Origin of the sequence: Dysgonomonas sp. HDW5B (genome assembly GCF_011299335.1) — a bacterium.
GTDB lineage: Bacteria > Bacteroidota > Bacteroidia > Bacteroidales > Dysgonomonadaceae > Dysgonomonas_A.
This window is the reverse complement of sequence record NZ_CP049858.1, coordinates 2,548,649-2,571,844: the sequence shown is the minus strand read 5'-3', so window position 1 is coordinate 2,571,844 and position 23,196 is coordinate 2,548,649. Positions and strand designations below refer to the sequence as shown.

Below are 23,196 nucleotides of genomic sequence, written 5' to 3'. Positions count from 1 at the left end.
GTTGAATTGGAATACTTCACTGATATTCAACAAAAAACATTTTCGATAAAGAAGAAAGTAGACATCATTATATGAGCGAATTAGAAAAAGAAATAAAAAGACGACGTACATTTGCGATTATCAGTCACCCTGATGCCGGAAAAACAACGCTGACCGAAAAACTACTATTATTCGGAGGTGCAATACACGTTGCAGGAGCTGTAAAATCGAATAAGATAAAGAAGACTGCAACCTCCGACTGGATGGAGATCGAAAAACAACGTGGTATTTCGGTAGCAACATCTGTTATGGGCTTCGAGTATGACGGGTATAAAATAAATATTCTGGATACTCCCGGTCACCAAGACTTTGCCGAAGATACCTATCGCACGCTTACAGCCGTTGACAGTGTAATTATTGCTGTTGACGTAGCCAAAGGGGTGGAAGCACAAACACGCAAGCTTATGGAAGTTTGCCGGATGCGTAATACTCCGGTAATGATCTTTATAAACAAGATGGATAGAGACGGTAAAGACCCGTTTGATCTTCTTGACGAATTGGAGGAAGAACTTAAAATAAAAGTTCGCCCACTTAGCTGGCCTATAGATAGCGGGCAGCAGTTTAAAGGTGTATATAATATATTTCAAAAGAAACTCGATTTATATACTCCTAGTAAACAAACGGTAACAGAGTCTATTGCATTTAGTGACATCAATAATCCTGAACTGGAAAAACATATAGGTGATCCTCTGGCTAAAAAACTTCGTGAAGATATAGAGCTTATCGAAGGTGTATATCCCGAACTAGATATGGATCGATACTTGAAAGGACAGGTTGCACCTGTATTTTTCGGTTCTGCTCTAAATAACTTTGGAGTGAAAGAATTGCTGGATTGTTTCGTCCAAATAGCTCCATCCCCCCGTCCTATCGAAGCAATAGAAAGAGAAGTGAACCCGAATGAAGAAGCTTTCACCGGATTTATTTTCAAGATACACGCCAATATGGATCCAAACCATCGGTCATGTATCGCTTTCGTTAAAATATGCTCCGGGAAATTTGAACGTAATGTCAATTACAAGCATATGCGATTTAACCGTCAAATGCGTTTTTCATCTCCAACGGCATTTATGGCTCAAAAGAAGGAAACCGTTGATGAGGCCTATGCAGGTGACATAGTCGGTTTACCTGATACAGGTAATTTTAAGATCGGAGATACCCTTACATCGGGAGAAAATCTACATTTCAAAGGATTACCAAGCTTCTCGCCCGAGATGTTCAAATACATAGAGAATGCTGATCCGATGAAGACTAAACAACTTCAAAAGGGTATAGATCAGTTGATGGATGAGGGTGTTGCTCAGCTATTCACTAATCAATTCAATGGACGCAAGATTATAGGTACTGTAGGGCAGCTTCAATTTGAAGTTATTCAATACCGATTACTTCATGAATATGGTGCACAATGTAAATGGGAAGCCATCAACCTATATAAAGCATGTTGGATTGAAAGTGACGACATAGAGGAAATTGAAAACTTCAAGAAAAGAAAAGCTCAGTATATGGCCAAAGATAAGGAAGGCAGAGATGTATTTCTTGCAGACTCAAACTATGTGCTTATGATGGCTCAACAGGATTTTAAAAATATACGTTTCCATTTTACATCTGAATTCTAAAGTCCTGATTATTTTTCAAGAAATAAAGGGATGTAACAATCTAAACAATTAGGGGGATCATCGCAGATTCCCCTAATTATTTAAAGGAAGTTATAAAGAAGATCTGCAAGCATTCATTCTAAATGCTAATCTTTTTCACCACTTATTTGTTATATTTACAATAAGATCTCAAATACTATTTGGAGGATCATAATCGTAAAAAATAATTTTATGTCATTTACTCTCGCAAAAATAAATATAGAAGTATGGAGCGACATTGCATGTCCATTCTGTTATATAGCCAAACATCATTTCGAAAAAGCTCTTGAACAATTTGCACATAAAGACAAAGTCGAATTGGAATGGAAAGCCTACCAGCTAAATCCTAATGTACCTGAAGATACACACAGAGAATCTTTAATTGATTCTTTTGTAAGAGAAAAAGGTATGTCTAAGCAGCAAGCAGAAGGTCTATTTGCAAATGTGGTTAACATGGCAAAGCAAACCGGACTTGATTTTCAGATGAATAAAGTAATCGTAGCAAATACAATCAATGCTCATAGACTGAGCCACTTTGCAAAAAGCAAGAGCAAAAAAGTACAAAACGATATAGAAGAGTTACTTTTCAGGGCATATTTTACAGAGGGCAAAAATATGAACGACAAAGATACTTTAATAAAGATCGGCATAAATGGAGGCTTAGACCAACAGGAGCTCGAAAATCTATTTAACAGCCACGATTTTGCAGATAAGGTGATTTCAGATATTCAGGAAGCCGGAGTATTTGGAATAACGAGTGTACCCTTTTTTGTTTTCAATCGTAAATATGCAGTATCCGGAGCTCAACCTTCTGATTCATTTCTAGATATGTTGAACAAAGTTTATAACGACTAAGTATTGCTCATAGCCCATATATGCACAATCAAATAGAAATAGCTAAAAAAATATCGGTAAAGTATAAGCATGAGCTTTCCAATAAAGATCTGGAGAGCTTTGCTTCGATACTCGAACGTAAAGAGTTACCGAAAGGAGAGCTATTTCTTAACGATAGTCAAATAAGCAAATATATACAATATGTTGACAAAGGACTAGTCAGGCAATTCTATTATAAAAACGGACGCGATGTAACGGAACACTTTACTTGTGAAAATAATGTTGCGGTATGTATAGAGAGTTTCTTTCGTCAGGAACCTACACGTCTCTTAATAGAAGCCTTAGAGCCAACTATCTTATATTGTATCCCATATAATAAGATCGAAGTATTAGCCGTAAAAGAACCCGAGATAGGTATATTATACCGTCGCTTCTTAGAAGCAACCTTAATCTTATCGCAGCAAAAAGCCGATTCGTGGCGTTTCGAAAGTGTTCGTGAACGTTACGAACGTTTTATCAAAGAATATCCGCAAGCTGCCAAACGTGCACCCATAGCACATATTGCCTCTTATCTGCTGATGACTCCCGAGTCTTTAAGTCGTGTTCGATCAGGACAATGGTAACAACACAATCCTTTTTTTTAAGATTTCAAGCATCATTATTTGATATATATCATTTTTTCTTCCCTCACTATTTTTGACCTTTGATCGTTATTTTTTTCTCGCGGTTCGTTAACCATGGTCTAAGTATAAAAATAACAAACCTGAATACCGAAAACCAGTAACCACTTTTATATTTCAACCATGAGTAAAACATATGCTATAGGCATTGATATGGGCAATACCACTACTTCGATAGGTATTGTGGATACACAAGGTAATGTTATAAACAAAAGCAGTATTAGTTCTGATTATCAGAATATCACCGAATATATAGACGCAATATACGATCACCTGTCGGCTTTAATCGCACAGCAAGGAGAAGTCAAAAATATAAAGGGAATAGGCTTAGCCTCGTCCGAAAGTAATTACTTCACAGGATGTGTAGAGTTTGCTCCTGATCATAAATGGAATGGCAATACTCCTATTACTCAGATACTAACCAAAAAGCTGCACCTTCCTATTACTTTAACCAATAATGCCAATGCAGCTGCAATGGGAGAAATGGAATACGGAATAGCTCAGGGAATGAAAGATTTTATTCTTCTATCCCTTGATAACGAAGTTTCCAGAGGAACTGTAGCAAATGGTGAGATCGTATACGGCCACAAAATTTTCACGGGCAAATCAGGACATATAAATGTACATAACGATAGAGGTAGAGCTTGTAAATGTGGTAAAAAAGATTGTCTCGAAGCATATTGCTCTACGGACGGAATAGTCGCAACAACTCTCGAATTATTAGCATCGAGCAAAGAAGACAGCATCCTACGCAATATACCACAAAACGAATTAGCATTTGAAAATGTATACGAGGCTTTATTAAAAGAAGATAAGTTAGCTAAAGAGGTGTATCACTTTACTGCTGATTTACTAGGGCAATTATTATCTGATCTGGTTGCCTACTCAAGCCCCAAAGCCTTTATTCTTTCGGGAAAAGTAGCCAAATCGAATGAATTTTTCAGACAAGCTATCAACGAGTCGTTTGAAGCAAATGTATTGAAAATATATTCCGGAAAAACAAAGATACTTACATCGAATATAGAGGACTCAGATGCAGTTATTCTGGGTGCAAGCCTATTGGCTTGGAATCCGAAACTGATAGACGCATAAAGTAGTATTCCATAATATCCGCAAGCCGAGAGAGTCCTGTAAATGAAAATTTCAGGGCTTTCTTTTTTTAGCAAGTATAAAAGATTATTTAATTATATACTATCCAGAAAATCTTTATAAGCTTGAAGTTGTCTCTCGTTTAAAGAACTTCCGGCTGCACTACCTGAATTTTCAGTAAATAAAGTTCTATAAAAATCAGGATCTATATCAGCTTGTTGTTCTACAAATTCTCTGAAAGTCATATCCTCTTCAATTTCACTATACCTATCTTGTAATATTTGTAATGCATTTCCTTTAATCATAGCCATAAGTTTTAAGTTAGTATTTATATACAGATCTATCGAATTTGCTGAAACTTGATCTATATAATCATTTCTTATTAAACAATTTACACTCCTATTTTGTTTTAATTGGTAGGGTTTAGAATAAAAATCAGACGTTTACCATCTAACTAAAAAAAACACTGTTATGGCTCAACAAAAAGATTATACCGCCAAAGCTGACTTAGACAGTAGACTAGGAGCTCCGATGAAAAAAAGCGAAGGTCTATGCAGCGACAAAAAAAAATCTGAATCTGAACATTTACATGCTTACCGTGGAGATGTAGATATCAGCAATTGTAATGAAAAAATAAAAACTGAATAATAATATTCAGTTTATATATAATAGCAAACAACCGCCCTATTTCTTATAAAATAGAGCGGTTATTTGATTCTAAGGTCTATTGTTTCTCTGTAAGATATTTCCAAAAACGTTTAGGCATATGCTGACGATGTAATTTCGGATTAATCCGCTCTTTGATCGTCATAGACTTGAAATAACCTTTCCACAATTCCTGAAAAAGCTTTTCATCTTCTGCCATAAGAGCATCATCCAACTTTCCACTTAACAAATGTTCGTCGTCACTCAATGTTATTTCAACAACCGTATGCAGGTCATAGTAATAACCATACTTCCGTTTCAAATCATAAACCACCCATTTTTGACCGGAAAAACGGTCTTTCAGGTGATTTATAGTTAAGGGTAAGGCATTGTAAATAGGAGATACAGGTGCAAAATAGATTCCGTCAGCCGCTTTTTGAAAACGGATAAACTGAATCAAATAATGCTTCTCTTTAGATACTTTTTTTGCTAGTTGATGAATTTGAAGTACATCAGCATCGCCAAAATTCATCTCAATAGAATAGGTATTATCAAAGACCTTGCGAATATATCGAAACAATAAATCATCACTGCCCTCTTCTTCCGAAAGCCATACGTAATTGAGCATATTGCACGCCATCTTCGACAACTTCTTTTGCAGAGATTCCCATACTCTTGTCGACTTATCATCCTGAGTTATCACGGTATAACTTTCTTCTAAAAACATAGGAGCAATACTCCCCTCACCTAATATTTTATCAGGAAAAGTTTTTCTACTGTAAGCATCAAATACAGCAGTAAGTAAACCTTCAAATGTTTTATCGTAGAAAAATACAATCATAAAACAAACATCTAGAGAACTGTAATTTTAATCAGGAAAAATTATAGAAAGCTGCTGATCACCTTCCCCTTTTTTCTTTTTGGGTTCTGTTAATATTTTCCGTAGATATTCGGGCTTCACTTCATTGATGGTATTATGCATCGCCAATTCATTGCAGGTGATAAAATACTGAGCCTTTTTCATTACTATACCCATTTTTTTCAACTGATATGCATTTAGCTTTCCATATCTTCGGGAAGTAACAATCAATTTAGCCGATTTCACGCCAATTCCCGGAATACGAAGAATTAAAGCATAGTCTGCCTTATTGATATCAACAGGAAACATTTCGGGATGGCGTAATGCCCACGATAATTTAGGGTCTATTTCAAGATCCAAATCAGGATAAGCATCATCTACAATTTCGTCGGCGCTGAACTGATAAAAACGCATCAGCCAATCGGCCTGATACAATCTGTTCTCACGCACCAGAGGTGCTTGCTTTAATGCTGGAAGACGATTATCATAACTATTAACAGGAATGAAACCCGAATAGTAGACTCGCTTCATACTTGGACGTTTATATAATTTTGAAGACAAAAGTAGAATATCCTTATCCGTTTCGTTAGTTGCCCCTACAATCATTTGTGTACTCTGTCCCGCAGGCACAAAACGTGGAGCCGAGCGGAATTTTTGACGCTCTTCGATATTCTGAAGCATACCCTGCTGAATAAATCGCATGGGTTGATATACACTCAGGTGATCTTTCTCAGGAGCAAGCAATTTCAAGTTAGTCTCTGTAGGAATTTCTATGTTAACGCTCATACGATCGGCATACAAACCGGCAGTATTCACCAATTCCTGACTGGCTCCGGGAATACTTTTCATGTGGATATATCCATTATACCGATGAACAGTACGCAGTTCTTTTACAACACGCACCATACGTTCCATGGTATAATCGGGATTATTTATAACCCCCGAACTGAGAAACAACCCTTCGATATAGTTACGACGATAAAACTCAATCGTCAAATCGACAAGTTCCTGTACTGTAAAAGTTGCACGCCTGATATCATTACTTCTTCGGTTGATACAATAAGCACAATCGTAAATACAGTTATTTGTCAACATTATTTTCAGCAAAGAAACGCATCTGCCATCTTCGGTAAAACTATGGCAAATGCCCATCCCTCCAACAGTATTTCCAATACCACCCGGAATATTTTTACGGACAGTACCGCTCGAAGAGCAAGATACATCGTATTTTGCTGATTCGGCTAACGTTTTTAACTTTTCGAGTACATTCTCATTCATTGCACTACAAAGAAAATTATTTCAAATGAGAGATTAGCTCAAAAAATATTAAAAGCACTCTTATTGTTCAAAAGTCACACAGAAAACTAATAATCAACATCTTAAAAACGATCAGAATTGAAGGTTGTCAATATGTTTTTCCGAATCTAAAAAATTCAAAAGAAGTTGAATTCTTAATTTTTAAAATTACCCTATATTTTACTAATCAAAGTTAAATATTACTCATTTTTTTTACAGATCTTTGCATCATAACTACGTAAATAAGGACCGAATATTTCTCATACAGACAGACTAACTACAACGTTAATTAACTGGAACGTAACCAATCGTTCGCATTAACGAAATAGTTATGCTATTCTTTTGTACTAACAAAATGTATAAATTAAATTAATGTATGAAAAAATTTATTCTTTTACTCATCATCCTCTTAACAGGTATAAATTCATTTATATCTGCACAAGTAACAACAGCTTCTCTATCGGGAAGAGTTTCTGATGAAACAGACGTTTTACCAGGAGCTGTCGTAACTGCAACTCATACACCTTCGGGAACCACTTATTATGGTACGGCAAATGAAAATGGACGTTTTCTTATTCAGGGAATGAGAACTGGCGGGCCATATACTTTAGAGGTTTCATTACTAGGATTTAATAAGTATGTTCAATCGGGAATTAATTTACGCTTGGGAGAAACCTTCGATGTACAAATAAAACTTGATCAGGATAGCAAAATGCTGAATGAGGTGGTAATTACAGGGGTATCTCAATTTAACGCAAACAAAACAGGAGCAGCGAGCAATTTCAATAGGCAACAAATCGAAAACATGCCAACTGTATCTCGTAGTATATATGATGTGGCAAAACTGACACCTCAGGCAGTTGTATCAGGATCGGGACTTTCTTTTGCAGGAAGCAACAATCGTTACAACAGTTTTCAGATTGACGGTGCTGTTAATAACGATGCTTTCGGACTTGCTTCAAGCGGTACTAACGGAGGACAATCGGGTGCAAATCCTATTTCGCTTGATGCAATTGAAGAAATTCAAGTAGTTATCGCACCTTTCGACGTACGTCAAAGCGGATTTACAGGGGGCGGTATCAACGCGATCACAAAATCGGGAACAAATACTGTACACGGATCTCTTTACGGATACTTCAACAATCAGGATCTTGTTGGTAAAACTGCCGGAAAAGATGTTGAAAACAGAACTAAATTAACTAATCAATCAGAAAAGACGTATGGTTTTACAGTTGGCGGACCTATCGTAAAAGATAAGTTATTCATCTTCGCGAATGCTGAAAAAGTAGAAAAAACTTATCCATCTTCTTATAATGTAGGAGAAGGTTCTAACATTACTAAAGCTGAAGCGGATCAGGTTATTCAAAAACTATCGTCATTGACAGGCGGATACAACGGAGGTGGATATGGTCAGCAAGATATAAATACCAAAGCGACTAAATTATTAGCCAGATTAGATTGGAATATCAATAAAGTACACAAGGCAACTATACGATACAGTTATCTGGAAGCTTCTCAGCTTAACTTCTCAAACTCGGCAAATGCACTTCGTTTAAATGACAACGGATACAATATGAATAACAAAACAAATTCATTTGTAGCCGAATTAAACTCCAGATTATCTCAAGAATGGTTCAATGAATTTCGTGTAGGATATACCCGCGTCCGTGATTATCGTGAATTTTCGGGTCAGGCATTACCTTATGTAAAAATAAATCTTGAGAACTCTCGCAGTATTGAACTGGGGACCGAACGCTATTCTCCTGCCAATTCACTAGATCAGGATGTATGGACATTGACCAATAATACTACCTGGTATAAAGGTAATCACACCATCACCTTCGGTACACATAATGAGTTATTCAAAATGAAGAACCTTTTCATCAGAGAAAACTTCGGATCTTATACATATAACTCTATGGAAGACTTCTTATCGGTAGGTACTGCTAACGAAAAGGCTCCTTATGAGTATAACTATTCATTCTCTCGCGAAGACATTACCGGAAGTAAAAATTGGGCACCCTCTTTCAGTGCTGCACAGATAGGATTATACGCACAAGACGATTGGACTGTAAACGACAGATTTAACTTAACTTATGGTTTAAGAATTGATTTACCTATATTTCTTGATAAACCGGGTAAAAACGAAGCCTTCAATTCTTCTGCAATCGCCAAAGAATATGGAGTAGCAACAGACCAAATGCCTAAGACACAAGTAATGTTCTCGCCTCGTGTAGGTTTCAGATGGAATGCTGATGAAGAAAAACACACCCTACTTCGTGGAGGATTGGGTATTTTCACCGGACGTGTGCCTTTTGTTTGGATATCAAATAGTTTCTCTAATACAGGAGTAGAATATAGTCGCACCAGACTACAATCGGCAGATATGGCAGCAGCAATGGCAGACGGGTTCAGATTCCAAATAGACCCGACTAAGCAATATACTCCTTCAAAAACTGTTACGTCAGAAATTGATGTGGTAGACAGAAACTTCAAGTTTCCACAAGTATTCCGTGTCAATTTAGCTGTAGACCAAAATTTAGGTGCAGGATTCAGGGCATCGATAGAAGGATTGTATTCTAAAACGATGAATAATATAATGTACAAAAACTTAGTTGTTGAAGAAAGCGGTAAGTTCTTAAATAATGGTGGTGACCAAAGACCTTTATATCAACCGACCATAAATCCTGCAACTAATGCAGCATACACTAAGGAATATACAGGTATCGTTTATCTAACCAATTCGAGTAAAGGATATACGTACAGTATTACAGGAAAACTGGAAAAAGAATTTGATTTCGGATTAAATGCAATGGTAGCTTATACCTTCGGACGCTCTAAAGGTATAAATGACGGTACATCCAGCCAAGCTCTTTCTAACTGGCAATATAACGAAAACTGGCAAGGTCCTAATAACCCTGAATTATCTTATTCTGATTTTGATACTCCTCACCGTATTATCGGAACAGTTTCATACAGAAAAGAATATGCAAAACATTTTGCTACAACAGTGAGCTTATTCTACAATGGTCAATCGGGATCGAATTACTCGGTAACTTACAAAAATAACATCAATAACGATGGAGCATCAGGTAACGACGTGTTATACATCCCAACCGATGCAGAGTTGGCAAATATGAAATTTAAAGATATAACCGCCAACGGAGCTGTTACCAGTTCAGCCGATCAACAACGCACAGCATTAGGCGAATGGATCAACAGTAATAAAGACATCAGAGATAAAAAAGGACATTATGTAGAAAGAAATGGATTGAGAAGTGCTTTCGAACACCACTTTGATTTTCATATTGCACAAGATTTCTACATCAACGTTTCAGGAAGACGTCATACTTTACAAGTAAACTTCGACATCTTGAATGTTGGAAATCTGTTAAATCATGCTTGGGGAATATATAACTCTCCTGGATACTCATACTCTCCTATAACTGTATCTAGTGTTAGTGCAGAAGGAGTACCAACATTCCAATTCTCAAAACCAGCAGGCGATAAATTATACAACATCTCTGATTATAATTCACGCTGGCGTTCACAAATAGGAGTTAGATATATTTTCTAATAAGAGATATACTCGATACTTAATCAATAAGACAGAAGAATCGAATATTCGTTTTTTCTGTCTTATTCTTTAAAGGCAGTTCTTTACTATTCATTACTTTTGCAATAACAGACCTATTACAGCAGAAAAGAAATTCATCATCGCTTCGAATAAAAATAAATAAATCATGAACAGATTTTTCACATTATTAATTACTCTATTTATTTTAAACTTCAGTTCTAATCTTAACTCTCAGAATAATGATCACTATACAATAATAGTCTCTCTGGATGGTTTCAGATGGGATTATCCCCAAATACACGGAACTCCTAATTTAGATAAAATGGCTCAAAAAGGCGTAAGTGCTGTTATGCACCCATCCTACCCTGCCTCTACATTCCCCAATCATTATACACTGATTACCGGTCTTGTACCCGATCACAATGGTATTGTCAATAATATATTCTGGGACAGAGCAAACCAACGTCAATACAGTATGGGAGATTCTCTCACCCGCTACAATCGCGATTATTATAAAGGCGAACCGATCTGGACTACGGCTCAGCGACAAGGAGTAAAGGCCGCCAGTATTTATTGGGTAGGTTCGGATATAGATATCAAAAACTCATACCCGACTTATTACAAAGAATGGGCAGATCAACCCCGGCTTACTTTCGAACAAAGGGTTGATACAGCTTTAGCCATGCTCAATAAAAAGGAAGATGATCGCCCTCGTCTAATTACTTTATATATGGATGAGCCTGATGCTTCGGGGCATCATTTTGGACCTACAGGACAAGAAACTAAATTGATGGTAAACCACATAGATAGTCTTATCGGTAGATTGATTGAGGGTATTGAAAAATTGCCTTTCAGCGATAAAGTGAACCTCATAGTTACAGCCGATCACGGAATGACTTATGTGTCGAAAGAGCGATTTATAAACATCAATGATTATTTGAAGCCTTCTTGGTATGAACGAGCGGTAGGAAATAATCCGACATCTATATTTGCCGGTAAAGAAAATCAGGACTCTATCTTCCAAGCCCTGTCTAAAATTGACCATATAAAAGTATATAGAAAGAATAAGGTTCCTAAAAATCTCAAATACGGAACAAATCCAAATATAGGAGATATTGTAGTTATTCCGGCTTGTGGTTGGCAATTTGGTTTTAAACCATCGCCTAATGTAGGAGCTCATGGATACGATCCGAGTTACCCTGATATGCAAGTCATCTTTTTTGCTTTCGGGCCCGATTTTAAAGAAAACTATAAAGGTAAAACATTCGACAATACAGCCATATATCCACTTTTAGCACATTTGTTGGGGGTACAGCCGGCACCTAACGATGGACGCTTCAAGCAGGTAAAATCCTTTCTAATCAAAAAGTGATACTTCACCTTATATTAACTGTATAGATGGAAGCTTGTAATAATTATTCCGGACTTTTGTATCAGATGGTTACAATTACTAGTTCCTAGATTGTTTTAGGTTTTCGATACGCAGATTATTATAAGATCATAAAATACTACTTTTATTTCAAGAACAAGTGCCTAGTGATTAGTCGCTTGTTTTTCGTTATATACATTGCTCGTATTCATGCACAATACTTCATATACTTGCAATCAAAAAGTAATTAGAACGTAATCTGAGAAGAGTAATTTTCGGTTGTAAAAAATAAAACATAAATATGGATACAAAACGTTTTGGAGCAATTGATATAGGATCAAATTCCGTACGACTTTTAATTACAGATGTGATTGATTATAAAGGAAAACCATACTTTAAGAAAAATCAACTGATACGCATTCCTTTAAAATTAGGAGAAGACACTTTTTCGACCGGATTTATAGGCGATCAGAAAAAAGAAAAGCTAATGGTACTGATGCAGTCTTTACAGGGGCTTATATCGGTAAATGATGTGGAAGTATGGAGAGCTTGTGCCACTTCGGCGATAAGGGAAGCCGAAAATGCAACAGAGGTACTTAATTATGTGGAAAATAAAACAGGCGTACATATCGAGATTATCGATCCGATAGAAGAAGCACACTACATCAGACTGAATAATATGGATGAATATTTAGATGAAGACAGAGCATATATTTTCACAGATGTAGGTGGTGGTAGTACCGAATTGATTTTATTTTATAAAAACGAACAAATAGCTACAGGATCGTTTCGACTAGGAACGCTAAGAACTTTAACACCGCAACTGGAACAAAATGAATGGGACGCAATGAAAGACTGGATGGAAGAGCATTGTAAGGATTTCCCTAAAGTATCTTTAATCGGATCGGGAGGTAACATAAACAAGCTCGACTCGTTACTTCGCCGCTGTGGTCGCATCAAGCGTGAAGAACTTATAGCTTACTATCGTAAATTACGCAGTATGAGTTACGAGGAACGTGTTATCAACCTGAAAGTAAGCCTCGATAGAGCTGAAGTGATTATGCCTGCCATTCATATTTATCTCAAAATAATGAAACTTTCGAGAGCTTTAGTAATAGAGACTCCAATAATAGGTGTAGCAGATGGTATTATAAAAGATTTATACTTAAAAGATGCACAATATCAATCGGCTCTCAATCGGAATAATAGTATTTTTTACAGTACTAACTCCTGAAAAAGACATTGAATCGTCTGATCTAAATCGGACGAAAAACCCGAATGAGGTCTTGAGGTCTGAATACACGAACTTCTTACAGCTGTCAACCACCTGAATCGTTCCGGAACATCGAATGTGGCAATAACTCCGCCATCCTTCGATCCGGAGCTAATTTTCTCAAAAGCTTTCAGAATAGAGTCAATCTCTTCAATATCTACATCATCCGAAAACATTTTCAGTTTGTTCTCATCTATCTTATAAAGTACTTTAATATACTTAGCTCGTTTCGAGAATAAGATAATACCTACATTAATAAATTCTTCGCGCTCAACCTTGGGTAGAACCCGAATTACAGCATATTCATATAAGTGCTTTTCTTGCATTTTGAGCCTCTTTTACAAAGATTTGAGAATTATTTATCCTCTCAATTAAAAACTGAAGATAAATCTTTTTTATATCACCGGGCGTTTCGCCTTCATCGCCCCACTCCAACCATTCGTCTGGAATGAGATCTACAATCTCACCTATTTTTTCAGATGTCAGTATCTTTTTAAATTCAACATCTACCTCGTCTAACCAGCTGGCATAGGGTAATAGTACATGATCTTTAATCTGAAGGAAAGGACTTACTGCATATTTCTCCCAATTGACCCAAGAATGGTGAAAATACAGAGTAGCACCATGATCGATAAGCCACAATTCTTTATGCCAGATAAGCATATTGGTATTCCGGACAGTACGATCGACATTAGTAAGGAAAGCATCCATCCAGACAATTTGTGAAGCCAGTTTCGGATCAACGTGCGTAACCACCGGATCAAATGTAAATGCTCCCGAAAGAAAATGCAATCCCAGATTAAGTCCTTTGCTATTCTGAAGCAGGTCTTGAATCTCTTCATCCCCTTCGCTGCGTCCAAAAGCTTCATCCAGATTCACAAAAACAAGCTCGGGGATACGGAAACCCAATGATTGTGCAACCTGTCCACCAATCAGCTCCGAAATCAACGCCTTTGTTCCATGACCTGCCCCCCTGAATTTGACAACGTATTTAAACCCATCATCGGCCTCAGCCAAAGCAGGCAACGAACCTCCTTCTCGCAAAGGAGTAATATATCGTGTAACATTAACCGTCCGTAATTCCATAATCATACTGTTTAGCAAGGTTTCAGCCCCTGTTTATTGCTTTGGAAAGTATAATATACATCATACTACCTAAAATATGGAGTAAAGATACAATAAGTACAACATATCACGCTTATAAGTGTTTATCTAAAAACTACTGATATAATCAAGAAAATAGAGAAGCATGATTATACAGAAGTAAATTTTATTACATTTACAGTCTTATTACTACGATCAAAAAATTCATGAAAAAATTTGATTTTCAGAAACTTACTAAGATATCGAAAGATATTTTCTCTACAACAAAAGACAAGATCAAAAAATGGGTAGCCAATTATATTGCCTATTATAAAAAATCACGCTGGTATAAAAAAATTGCAATCCTCTTTGCTACATTTATCGCAGCTCTTTTTGGATTCCTCTTTTTAGTTGATATAAACTTCCTTTGGTTATTCGGTAAATCGCCCGGATTATCGGAGGTAAATGCTCCCATACAGAATGTTGCATCGGAATTGTACAGTTCCGACGGTAAATTGCTGGGTAAATATTTCAGAGAGAACCGAACTCCGGTTAAGTTCGAAGAAATATCACCGGTACTGAGAGAGTCATTAATCTCAACAGAAGACGAACGTTTTTACCGTCATTTCGGTATAGATGTGCAAGGCTTGTTCGCCGCTGTTAAAGATATGTTTAAAGGCAATGCTCGAGGTGCGAGTACTATAACTCAGCAGCTTGCAAAGAATATGTTCAAGGTAAGATCACAATATTCGACCGGATTATTAGGATATATACCGGGAATAAAAATGGTGATCATGAAATCCAAGGAATGGATTTTAGCAGTAAAGCTGGAAATGTTTTATAGCAAAGATGAGATCCTAACCATGTATTTCAATACCGTTGATTTCGGCAGTAATACATACGGCATAAAAACGGCGAGTAAAAGTTATTTCAACACTACGCCTCAGGATATAACCATAGAACAAGCAGCCACATTAGTCGGATTACTGAAAGCAACCACCACATACAACCCTCGTATAAATCCCGAGAATAGTATGGAACGCCGCAATGTGGTACTAAGTAACCTATTAAAGAATAAGTATATTACAAAAGTAGAATTCGACTCGTTGAAACAGATTCCAATTATTCTGGCTAATAATACGGAAACAAATACCAACGGTATGGCTCTTTACTTTAAGGATGCGGTTGCCAGTTTCTTGAGTGACTGGTGTAAAGAGAACGATGTTGACCTGTATGGTGACGGACTGAAGATATATACTACGGTTGACTACCAGATGCAGCAATATGCAGAGGAAGCTGTAGACAAGCAAATGCGTATTATACAACGTAATTTTAATAGTCATTGGGGGAATGAAAACCCTTGGCAGGACGAAAATCATAAAGAAATTCCCGGTTTCATTGAAAATATTGCCAAGAAAACATCAGCCTATAAAGATTTGAAAAGAAAGTTTCCTAATCAACCCGATTCTATTGATTTTTATCTGAATAAACCTCATCGCCTCAAAGTATTTGATTATGAAACAGGTACACGTGATACTACCATCAGTACAATGGACTCTATCCGATATATGGAACATTTCATGCACACAGGCTTTGTAGCTATGGAACCTCAAACTGGTTTTGTAAAAGCATGGGTAGGCGATATAAATTTCGGATCGTGGAAGTATGACAAAGTTACTTCTGAACGCCAGCCGGGTTCTACATTCAAACTATTTGTATATGCTGCAGCATTCAATAACGGACTCTCGCCATGTGATACCCGCATCGATCAATATACAGATTGGGATGTAATAGATAAAGGTAAGCCAACAAAATGGGTTCCTCGCAATGCGGATGCAACCTATACAGGCGATACCATGTATCTGAAAGCAGCCTTTGCCCGTTCGATAAATACAATTGCCGTACAGCTTGCCAAAGAGGTAGGGATAGATGCCGTGATTAAAACAGCTCATGCAATGGGTATAAAAACTCCGTTGAACGAAACACCGTCCGTATCATTGGGTGCATCGGATGTTTCCCTATTGGAATTGGTTAACTCATATTGTACTGTTATAAACGATGGTATGACACACGATCCTGTACTGATTACCCGTATAGAGGATCGAAACGGAAAAGTCATTTATAAATACGATCCGAAACAAACTCAGGCACTACCTTACGAAACAGCTTTCTTAATGACAGAAATGCTTAGATCGGGACTTTCTGAACCGGGAGGAACATCGCAAGCTCTGTGGGGTTTTAATCTCTTTAACTTCGATACCGACTTTGGAGGAAAAACAGGAACCTCATCTAATCATTCTGATGCGTGGTTTGTAGGAGTTACCCCCAAGTTGGTGGGTGGTGCATGGGTAGGTGGCGAACATCGAAGCATTCATTTCAGAACAGGAGCTTTGGGGCAAGGCAGTAGAACGGCTCTTCCCATATTCGGTTATTTTATGGAAAAAGTTCTAGCCGATAAAAACTTGGCAGCTTACAGAGGTCAGTTTCCAAAACCTAAACAGCCAATAAGTCGTAATTATCAGTGCCAAACTCCTAAGCGAGTAGAGATAGATTCAACAGCTGTTGATAGTCTAGCCATAGAGGGTGTAGACATTGATAATCTGATAGTACCAGTAGAAGAGTAAATTTAGAATTTATATAAAATGAAAAAGGTAGAGTTTTATGCTCTACCTTTTTTCGTGTTATATCAATAAATAATCATTGATTATTCTTTAACCACTCCTGACGACGCATATCCGGTAATTGAGTCACTTTGAAGTTCTCAAACTTCGCATTGAAGCCATCGCCATCAGGACTCGCAGCCATTAAACCAACCATCACAGGGATATTATCCTGAAAGGGTGCATTACGTATCATAATATAATTCTTATCATCCAATGAATAGAAAAACTCTACTGCATCAAGTCTTCTCACAGCTTTGATCCAAACAAACGAAGGTGTTTTCTCTAATTGAAGAACACTCCAATCACTTTTCTTATCAGTAACCACAGCGCTTATATTGAATTTATTATCTACAAATTCAACTCCTGCTTTAATCCATCTCTCACTGTCGATACGAAGCATTAAGCCCATTTGATCGAATCGGGTTTTATAATTTCCAGTAATTTTCACTTTTACTTCAAACTCGCCACCATACGTTGCATAATAAAACGGAGCATCGTCTACCGTAAACCCATAATGTGAAACTCTCCAATAATCAGATTTGGGGGTTACCTCCATATTGAGAGTATTATTTTTAACCTCCCATTTTTCAGGCTCATTAAACCATTGCATTTTGTCTAAACTCTGAGCCAAAACCGATTGACCTGCTAATGCAACTAAGCATCCTAAAAGTGCGATTTTCTTTTTCATGTTTTACGTGTTATGTTTATTTATTATACTTTTCTATATCCAATGTTATGCGAAATCGACAGTCCACATTCTATGATTTGCTGAGCTATCGTTTCTATATTTTTCTTTGGCAAACGCCCCGCAGGCCCCGACGTCCACACACAGGCAATAGCTTTCTTGGTTTCATCCCAGATAGGAGCCGCAATACAATGCACACCTTCCACCGTTTCATTGATATCTGCTGCATATCCTTGTTGACGAATAATTTCAAGTTCTTGCTTTAGTAATTCCTTATCTGTGATTGTGTATTCATTTATCGCTTCGAGTTGCAAATTATCGACTATCTCATTTTGCTTGCTTTTATCTAAAAAAGCCAATATTACCTTACCGGGTGCTGTTGAATAAAGATTGAATTTCATTCCTTGCTTTAATGTAAACACAAAGTCCAGCGATCCTGTTATTTGTTCCAGCAAGACAACTTCGTCATCAATAAGAGTACCTATCATTACCGACTCGCCCACCTCATCACGTAAGAGTTTCATGTATTCTTTGGAACGTTCAATAATATTACTGCTATTGAAAGCAGTCACCCCCAGAGTCAGTAGTTTACGAGACAAAAAATAACGCGAGCTATCCATCTCCCTCCCCAGATAACCGAGTTCCTGAAGATTAGATACAATTTTATAAAGTGACGACTTTGGATATTGCAATTGTGTAACAATCTCCTGCAAAGTCAGTCCATACGGATTCTTTGATAGTAATTCCAATACTTCAAATGATTTTGTAATCATCGAAATTTGCTTTTCCTCTTCACGCATAAAATAGATTTTTCACGTTTCTATATGTGAACGAAACACCAACAAGTTCATATATAAAAACTAAGTTCCTATACATAAACAAATATAGGATTAATTTTATATTTGTCAAATCAACACGAAGTATTTAAATAAAATTTCAGATACGAGACACAACAAAAAAAAGATGCAAACATCTATTATAGATCATTTTGCATCTCGATTTTATTATATAATACCTTTAGAATTTTTTTTTACCCTACCACACTTATTTTACTTCTGCCGTTAGCCGATTTTATAACTTGTACACGTGTAGTAATTCGTTCGGTCATTTCTGCAACGTGCGAAATTACGCCAATTTTTCGCCCTTGTGTTTGCAAATTTTCCAGAGCATCCATAGCAATACTCAGAGTATCTATATCTAATGAGCCAAAGCCTTCATCAATAAATAAAGATTCTATTTTCATCCGATTAGACGATAAGGACGACAAACCTAGTGCCAACGATAAAGAAATCAGAAACGATTCTCCTCCCGACAAAGAATGCACCGTGCGAATTTCGCCCAACATATCATTGTCTACCACCTGCAAAGCCAAAGTATCCGGGATACGTTGCAACTTATACCGCTTGCTCAATTCCTCCAGATGCTTATTGGCATATACCAATAGAATATCTAGAGTATAACCCTGTGCAATGGCTTTAAATTTGCCTCCGTCAGCAGAACCGAGCAAAACATTCAGCTTTTTCCAATTTTCACAGAGTACAACTTTTTCATTTAGCTCCTTCTCAAAAGCTTTGATACGCTCTTTCCCTGCATTGTGGGTAGCAAATGCCACCTCAATTTCAGTAAGGCGTTTGTTTATTGCAACTGATTTATTTTCAATCTCGGACAACTTTTCTGTCAGAGTTTCTTTATTTTGCCCCTCTTCGGGTTTATCTTTTTCCTCCCCATGTTTAGTTTGTCGGGTATTTCTTTCTTTTAATGTTGCGTTAAGTGTCAATTCTTGATTTTTAAGATCAGAAAGAGATACTTTTTCTAGTGCAATCCACTCTCTTGATTTAGCCATCAAGTCATTTAGAATTTCAGATGATATCTGATAGTCATTATGATTAATCCAATCCTGCACCGATTCCTGTAAACTTAATACTTGTTCCGATTCGGTATGTATCTCACCTTTTATTTGAGATATAAATCCTCCGATCTTGGCGTTATCCGACTCCAGTTTATCTTTTTGAGTTCTCAGCTCCTCATATTTTGAGGAGAATTGTTTCTGTAAAATTTCAAAAAGTGTTTCAACTTCCTCTACACTTTTTCCTTCCAAGAGTGTGCTTCGTTCTTTGATTAATTCTCCTTGAAGCAAAGTGACATTCTTGAATAACTCTTCCCTTCGACTAAACTCGTCAACAATGGTTACCAGATTCTTATTTTCAGATTCTAACTTTAATGTGGTAGATTCGATGTATTTAGTGCCCTTATCTAATCGTTCCTTGCTTTGATTCCATTGATTGGCTATCTCCGAAAGTTCCGATTGAAAACTATTTTGTTCTAATTTAATTTCCCAATCCGATACATGCTGCAAATACCCACTCAATTTAGAAACCGCCTCATCGTATTGAGACTTGTAATTTTTGATTAAAGTTTCTAACTGTGTTATTTCTTTTTGTATGGCTTCTATCTGTTCTTTATCCGCTGAGATAGCTTCCGAAAGTAGCTTCTTGGCTTGCTCCAATTCTTTTTCTTGAAGATTTCCTTCATTTTTAGAATCTGTATTTTGTATCGGATGATGAATGCTTCCGCATACGGGACAGGGTGCATTATCTTCCAGTTTTAGGCGTAAAGCCAAAATCTCACTAGGCAAAAGATTATTTAGTCTTTCGTATTCTTTTTCCGATTTCTCTAGCTTTTCTTTTCGGGTCTTTAGTATGGATAGGTTCGTCTCCAAACTATTAGATGCTTTTACTGATTGTGATTTCGAGGCTTGTGCATCATTCAACAGATTCACAATCAGATCTATTCGAGGTACAATTTCTTTGTATGAATCGTGTTTCTCGAACCATTCAGTGAGAGTATTCAAAATTTGCTCGCCTGTTTTCAAATCCTTTTGAAAAGTCTGAACATGCGTTTCGACCTGCTTTTTCAGTTCCGATTGTGTCCCAAACTCTTTCTGTGCTTCAACTACTTTTTCCTTTCCCGACTGAATTTTAATATCCAATTCCTTTGCTTTTGCTATATCAGGCTTAGTGATTGTATATTTCTGTCCATGCTCCTCTAAAGCTATTTTCGAGATTGTCAGATTCTGTTCGGCTTGCTTCAGTTGATCTGAAATAACAGCCTGTTCTTTTTCTCTTTCAAAAAGATTAGACTTCTGCAATACAAGATGTTTCTGCTTATTCGAAAGTTCAATATAAGTATCTCTGATTTCCTGAGAAAGATCAATCTTCGAAATATACTCGTAACGAGGCTTAGCTTCTTCGATAAGGCTATGCACTTTTTTTAATTCGCACTCTGCTTGCAGCACTTCTTGCCTGATCTGCTCATCCAGCTTAATCCATGCCAGCTTTTTATCAATATCTGACAATTGACTTTTTAGAGGAATTAAATCTTTATCGAGTATTATTTTCTCCTGAATTAATGCTTCCAATTCTTCATCAGTCAATAAGCGTACATCTTTAATTCGTTCATTCAGCAGATTAAGAGCCTGTTCGGCTTCTTTCGTCCGTTGATAGATCTGGGATGATATTTTAGAATAGATTTCTGTTCCTGTAAGTTTCTCTAAAAGCTCAGCCTTATCGCTTTGCTTAGCTTTCAGGAAAGTGGCAAAATCGCCCTGAGCCAATAATACGGCACGGGTAAACTGATCGAAACTCAGTCCGATAAGCTCCACTATTTTCAAAAGAATTTCGGTTTTTGTTCCTTGTTCTTCTACACCTGTAGATAGATTTTCGAGTCGCACTTCTGTCTTTTGCAAAGCACCGTCAGCCCGCCCACGAGCACGGCGCACCATCCACCTCGAACGGTACTTATCGCCACTGAGAGCCATGAAATCAACTTCGGCATACCCTTCTATAGTTCCTCTACGTAAAATATTACGGCTGTCTTTCTGATTAATAGTATTATCCTGAACATCTTTAATCTGAATATTTTCGCCGGCATTATTGGTGCGTGGGGTATCGTCAAAGAGCGAGAGGCAAAGAGCATCCAGAATGGTTGATTTTCCTGCTCCTGTACTTCCTGTTATGACAAATATCCCTGCTGATTTTAGGGGATCGGATGCAAAGTCTATTTCGAATTCACCTTCCAGCGATGCCAGATTTTTTCCTCGTATAGCCAGTATTTTCATGATTGTACCTCCCTTATTACCGATTGCAAAAGTTTCGCCATTTCTTCGGGCATCTCATTATCATATCGACTGCGAAAAACTTCTTGTGCCATTTCTAAAGGGTTAACGGCTTGTAATTCTTCATAAGTCATTATTTGGCTTTCCCGTTCCCTCCGTGTAGTGATGGCGGCAATGCGAGTCAAACGAACCGATTTTCCTTTCAATGATTCTTCTATCTGATGACGCATCGAGGGTTCGGGTTCTGTGATCGACACTTTTATTTCGAGATAAGGCGATTGTAATGTAATCTCACCATCGGGCAGAAGTTCCAATTCATCCAATACTTCCGATAAAGATTTGGGTTCTTTAGGTAAGCTAAGCAGTTTCACTGGGGGAATAAATTCTATCCTTTCTATATTTTCGAGTATTCCATTATTCAATTCCAACAAGTTAACTCCTTGTTTGTAATTCTTTTCTGCAAAAGACATGGGCAACGGACTGCCTGCATAACGTACATTCTCACGACCCGAAACCCGTTGAGATTTATGCAAATGCCCCAAAGCTGTATAAACAATATCCTGTTTATCAAAAACTTCTGGCGATATACATTCCAAGCCACCTATAATAGTCCGTTCCGAACGATCATTATCTGATAGCTCCGATCCTGTCGCCTGCAAGTGTCCCATAGCAATCACAGGATGAGCGGGTTCTTTAACTTTCACCAATTCATCATAAAGTGCGGCATACATAGCAGCCACTCCTTTGCTGTAAGTCTCCGAAGGCGGATAATCTCCCTGCCGCAAATAAGGCACAGCAATACACCAAGCCTCGGTAATACCGTTTTTCTTTAATGGGACTAACAGATTATTATAATCTATTTCATCCTCGGGTGTTCGTTTTATGATTCCTTTAATGGAAACGTTCATCTCTTCCAATAATGGGCTGGGAGCTTCGAGACGTCCTGCGGAATCGTGATTACCTGCCACAATTACAATTTGCAAATGTGGATTTGCCAACGAAACCTGATGGAGGAATTTATAGTATATCTTTTGAGATTCAGCCGAAGGATTAGGGCTATCGAATACATCACCCGACACCAAAAGCACATCTGCCTGAGTTTGCTTAACCTGATCTTTGAGCCAGTTAAGAAAGAATATATGCTCTTCTTTGCGATCGTAACCGAAGAAGTTTTGTCCGATATGCCAGTCTGCCGTATGAAGAAGTTTCATTGCTTTTACCTGTCTATTACATGGTAGTTATTTACCATATACAAAATTAGCAAAATTACGCCCAAACTTTATAATCCTTTCGAAACTAAGTTCGCAGAACTATTTATTGCTTTGGCAAGCAAAACAGCGATAGGTTGTTATGCCTTTA

18 protein-coding genes are annotated in these 23,196 nt (G+C 37.3%); 9 read left to right on the top strand and 9 right to left on the bottom strand.

What is annotated here, in order from left to right; all coding sequences use genetic code 11:
• Positions 1–71 precede the first annotated feature (71 nt).
• The 4 genes from G7051_RS10555 (at position 72) to G7051_RS10540 (ending at position 4,276) form a co-directional block, all read left to right on the top strand.
• A complete protein-coding gene (locus G7051_RS10555) occupies positions 72–1,652 on the top strand; it encodes a peptide chain release factor 3 (RefSeq protein ID WP_166200138.1) in 1,581 nt (526 codons plus the stop codon).
• 210 nt (positions 1,653–1,862) lie between these two features.
• Positions 1,863–2,525 (top strand): DsbA family oxidoreductase, encoded by a 663-nt coding sequence (locus G7051_RS10550; RefSeq protein ID WP_221412904.1) that lies wholly within the window; start codon positions 1,863–1,865, stop codon positions 2,523–2,525.
• A 20-nt stretch (positions 2,526–2,545) separates the two neighbouring features.
• Positions 2,546–3,127, top strand: coding sequence for a Crp/Fnr family transcriptional regulator (locus G7051_RS10545; RefSeq protein ID WP_166200136.1), 582 nt, complete (start codon positions 2,546–2,548; stop codon positions 3,125–3,127).
• Positions 3,128–3,307: 180 nt separating this feature from the next.
• Positions 3,308–4,276, top strand: coding sequence for an ROK family protein (locus tag G7051_RS10540; RefSeq protein ID WP_166200134.1), 969 nt, complete (start codon positions 3,308–3,310; stop codon positions 4,274–4,276).
• A gap of 92 nt (positions 4,277–4,368) precedes the next feature.
• Here G7051_RS10540 and G7051_RS10535 read toward each other — a convergent pair whose 3' ends face one another.
• Positions 4,369–4,584 carry a hypothetical protein gene (locus G7051_RS10535; protein ID WP_166114814.1) on the bottom strand — a complete coding sequence of 72 codons (216 nt, stop codon included), beginning with the start codon at positions 4,582–4,584 and terminating at the stop codon, positions 4,369–4,371.
• Positions 4,585–4,744: 160 nt separating this feature from the next.
• On the opposite strand from G7051_RS10535, the gene G7051_RS10530 reads away from it, so the two are divergent.
• Positions 4,745–4,921 (top strand): hypothetical protein, encoded by a 177-nt coding sequence (locus G7051_RS10530; protein WP_166200132.1) that lies wholly within the window; start codon positions 4,745–4,747, stop codon positions 4,919–4,921.
• A 76-nt stretch (positions 4,922–4,997) separates the two neighbouring features.
• Here G7051_RS10530 and G7051_RS10525 read toward each other — a convergent pair whose 3' ends face one another.
• Both G7051_RS10525 and G7051_RS10520 read right to left on the bottom strand, forming a co-directional pair.
• Positions 4,998–5,759, bottom strand: a complete 762-nt coding sequence (locus tag G7051_RS10525; RefSeq protein ID WP_166114810.1) for a TIGR03915 family putative DNA repair protein — start codon at positions 5,757–5,759, stop codon at positions 4,998–5,000.
• Positions 5,760–5,786: 27 nt separating this feature from the next.
• Complete coding sequence (locus G7051_RS10520; RefSeq protein WP_166200130.1) at positions 5,787–7,055, bottom strand: putative DNA modification/repair radical SAM protein; 1,269 nt, start codon at positions 7,053–7,055, stop codon at positions 5,787–5,789.
• 394 nt (positions 7,056–7,449) lie between these two features.
• On the opposite strand from G7051_RS10520, the gene G7051_RS10515 reads away from it, so the two are divergent.
• The 3 genes from G7051_RS10515 to G7051_RS10505 all read left to right on the top strand — a co-directional run bounded on the left by G7051_RS10515 (position 7,450) and on the right by G7051_RS10505 (position 13,253).
• The gene (locus G7051_RS10515) at positions 7,450–10,650 is read left to right on the top strand and encodes a TonB-dependent receptor domain-containing protein (RefSeq protein ID WP_166200128.1); all 3,201 of its coding nucleotides are present in this window, start codon (positions 7,450–7,452) and stop codon (positions 10,648–10,650) included.
• Between the two features lie 166 nt (positions 10,651–10,816).
• Positions 10,817–12,022 carry an ectonucleotide pyrophosphatase/phosphodiesterase gene (locus G7051_RS10510; RefSeq protein WP_166200126.1) on the top strand — a complete coding sequence of 402 codons (1,206 nt, stop codon included), beginning with the start codon at positions 10,817–10,819 and terminating at the stop codon, positions 12,020–12,022.
• 298 nt (positions 12,023–12,320) lie between these two features.
• On the top strand, positions 12,321–13,253 hold the full coding sequence (locus G7051_RS10505) for a hypothetical protein (RefSeq protein WP_166200124.1): 933 nt from the start codon (positions 12,321–12,323) through the stop codon (positions 13,251–13,253).
• Here G7051_RS10505 and G7051_RS10500 read toward each other — a convergent pair.
• On the bottom strand, positions 13,235–13,618 hold the full coding sequence (locus tag G7051_RS10500; RefSeq protein WP_166114801.1) for a DUF3037 domain-containing protein: 384 nt from the start codon (positions 13,616–13,618) through the stop codon (positions 13,235–13,237). The two genes, G7051_RS10505 and G7051_RS10500, sit on opposite strands and share 19 nt — an antisense overlap.
• Positions 13,596–14,378 carry a HipA family kinase gene (locus tag G7051_RS10495; protein WP_166200122.1) on the bottom strand — a complete coding sequence of 261 codons (783 nt, stop codon included), beginning with the start codon at positions 14,376–14,378 and terminating at the stop codon, positions 13,596–13,598. Before G7051_RS10495 ends, G7051_RS10500 begins: the two co-directional genes overlap by 23 nt.
• 224 nt (positions 14,379–14,602) lie before the next feature.
• On the opposite strand from G7051_RS10495, the gene G7051_RS10490 reads away from it, so the two are divergent.
• Positions 14,603–16,999 carry a transglycosylase domain-containing protein gene (locus G7051_RS10490; RefSeq protein WP_166200120.1) on the top strand — a complete coding sequence of 799 codons (2,397 nt, stop codon included), beginning with the start codon at positions 14,603–14,605 and terminating at the stop codon, positions 16,997–16,999.
• Positions 17,000–17,072: 73 nt separating this feature from the next.
• On the opposite strand, the gene G7051_RS10485 is transcribed toward G7051_RS10490, so the two are convergent.
• The 4 genes from G7051_RS10485 to G7051_RS10470 form a co-directional block, all read right to left on the bottom strand.
• On the bottom strand, positions 17,073–17,726 hold the full coding sequence (locus G7051_RS10485; RefSeq protein WP_166200118.1) for a DUF1349 domain-containing protein: 654 nt from the start codon (positions 17,724–17,726) through the stop codon (positions 17,073–17,075).
• 23 nt (positions 17,727–17,749) lie between these two features.
• Positions 17,750–18,523, bottom strand: a complete 774-nt coding sequence (locus G7051_RS10480) for an IclR family transcriptional regulator (RefSeq protein WP_166200116.1) — start codon at positions 18,521–18,523, stop codon at positions 17,750–17,752.
• Positions 18,524–18,753: 230 nt separating this feature from the next.
• Positions 18,754–21,840 (bottom strand): AAA family ATPase, encoded by a 3,087-nt coding sequence (locus tag G7051_RS10475; protein ID WP_166200114.1) that lies wholly within the window; start codon positions 21,838–21,840, stop codon positions 18,754–18,756.
• Entirely contained in the window at positions 21,837–23,048 is a 1,212-nt protein-coding gene (locus tag G7051_RS10470; protein ID WP_166200112.1) for an exonuclease SbcCD subunit D C-terminal domain-containing protein, read from the bottom strand. Before G7051_RS10470 ends, G7051_RS10475 begins: the two co-directional genes overlap by 4 nt.
• Positions 23,049–23,196: the final 148 nt, after the last annotated feature.

Excerpts from the sequence above, each read along its gene's own strand:
- G7051_RS10535 (WP_166114814.1), bottom strand. The coding sequence starts at position 4,584 with ATGGCTATGATTAAAGGAAATGCATTACAAATATTACAAGATAGGTAT.
- G7051_RS10490 (WP_166200120.1), top strand. The coding sequence starts at position 14,603 with ATGAAAAAATTTGATTTTCAGAAACTTACTAAGATATCGAAAGATATT.
- G7051_RS10495 (WP_166200122.1), bottom strand. The coding sequence starts at position 14,378 with ATGGAATTACGGACGGTTAATGTTACACGATATATTACTCCTTTGCGA.
- G7051_RS10540 (WP_166200134.1), top strand. The coding sequence starts at position 3,308 with ATGAGTAAAACATATGCTATAGGCATTGATATGGGCAATACCACTACT.
- G7051_RS10505 (WP_166200124.1), top strand. The coding sequence starts at position 12,321 with ATGGATACAAAACGTTTTGGAGCAATTGATATAGGATCAAATTCCGTA.
- G7051_RS10515 (WP_166200128.1), top strand. The coding sequence starts at position 7,450 with ATGAAAAAATTTATTCTTTTACTCATCATCCTCTTAACAGGTATAAAT.
- G7051_RS10555 (WP_166200138.1), top strand. The coding sequence starts at position 72 with ATGAGCGAATTAGAAAAAGAAATAAAAAGACGACGTACATTTGCGATT.
- G7051_RS10510 (WP_166200126.1), top strand. The coding sequence starts at position 10,817 with ATGAACAGATTTTTCACATTATTAATTACTCTATTTATTTTAAACTTC.
- G7051_RS10545 (WP_166200136.1), top strand. The coding sequence starts at position 2,546 with ATGCACAATCAAATAGAAATAGCTAAAAAAATATCGGTAAAGTATAAG.
- G7051_RS10550 (WP_221412904.1), top strand. The coding sequence starts at position 1,863 with ATGTCATTTACTCTCGCAAAAATAAATATAGAAGTATGGAGCGACATT.
- G7051_RS10470 (WP_166200112.1), bottom strand. The coding sequence starts at position 23,048 with ATGAAACTTCTTCATACGGCAGACTGGCATATCGGACAAAACTTCTTC.
- G7051_RS10475 (WP_166200114.1), bottom strand. The coding sequence starts at position 21,840 with ATGAAAATACTGGCTATACGAGGAAAAAATCTGGCATCGCTGGAAGGT.
- G7051_RS10520 (WP_166200130.1), bottom strand. The coding sequence starts at position 7,055 with ATGAATGAGAATGTACTCGAAAAGTTAAAAACGTTAGCCGAATCAGCA.
- G7051_RS10525 (WP_166114810.1), bottom strand. The coding sequence starts at position 5,759 with ATGATTGTATTTTTCTACGATAAAACATTTGAAGGTTTACTTACTGCT.
- G7051_RS10485 (WP_166200118.1), bottom strand. The coding sequence starts at position 17,726 with ATGAAAAAGAAAATCGCACTTTTAGGATGCTTAGTTGCATTAGCAGGT.
- G7051_RS10530 (WP_166200132.1), top strand. The coding sequence starts at position 4,745 with ATGGCTCAACAAAAAGATTATACCGCCAAAGCTGACTTAGACAGTAGA.
- G7051_RS10500 (WP_166114801.1), bottom strand. The coding sequence starts at position 13,618 with ATGCAAGAAAAGCACTTATATGAATATGCTGTAATTCGGGTTCTACCC.
- G7051_RS10480 (WP_166200116.1), bottom strand. The coding sequence starts at position 18,523 with ATGCGTGAAGAGGAAAAGCAAATTTCGATGATTACAAAATCATTTGAA.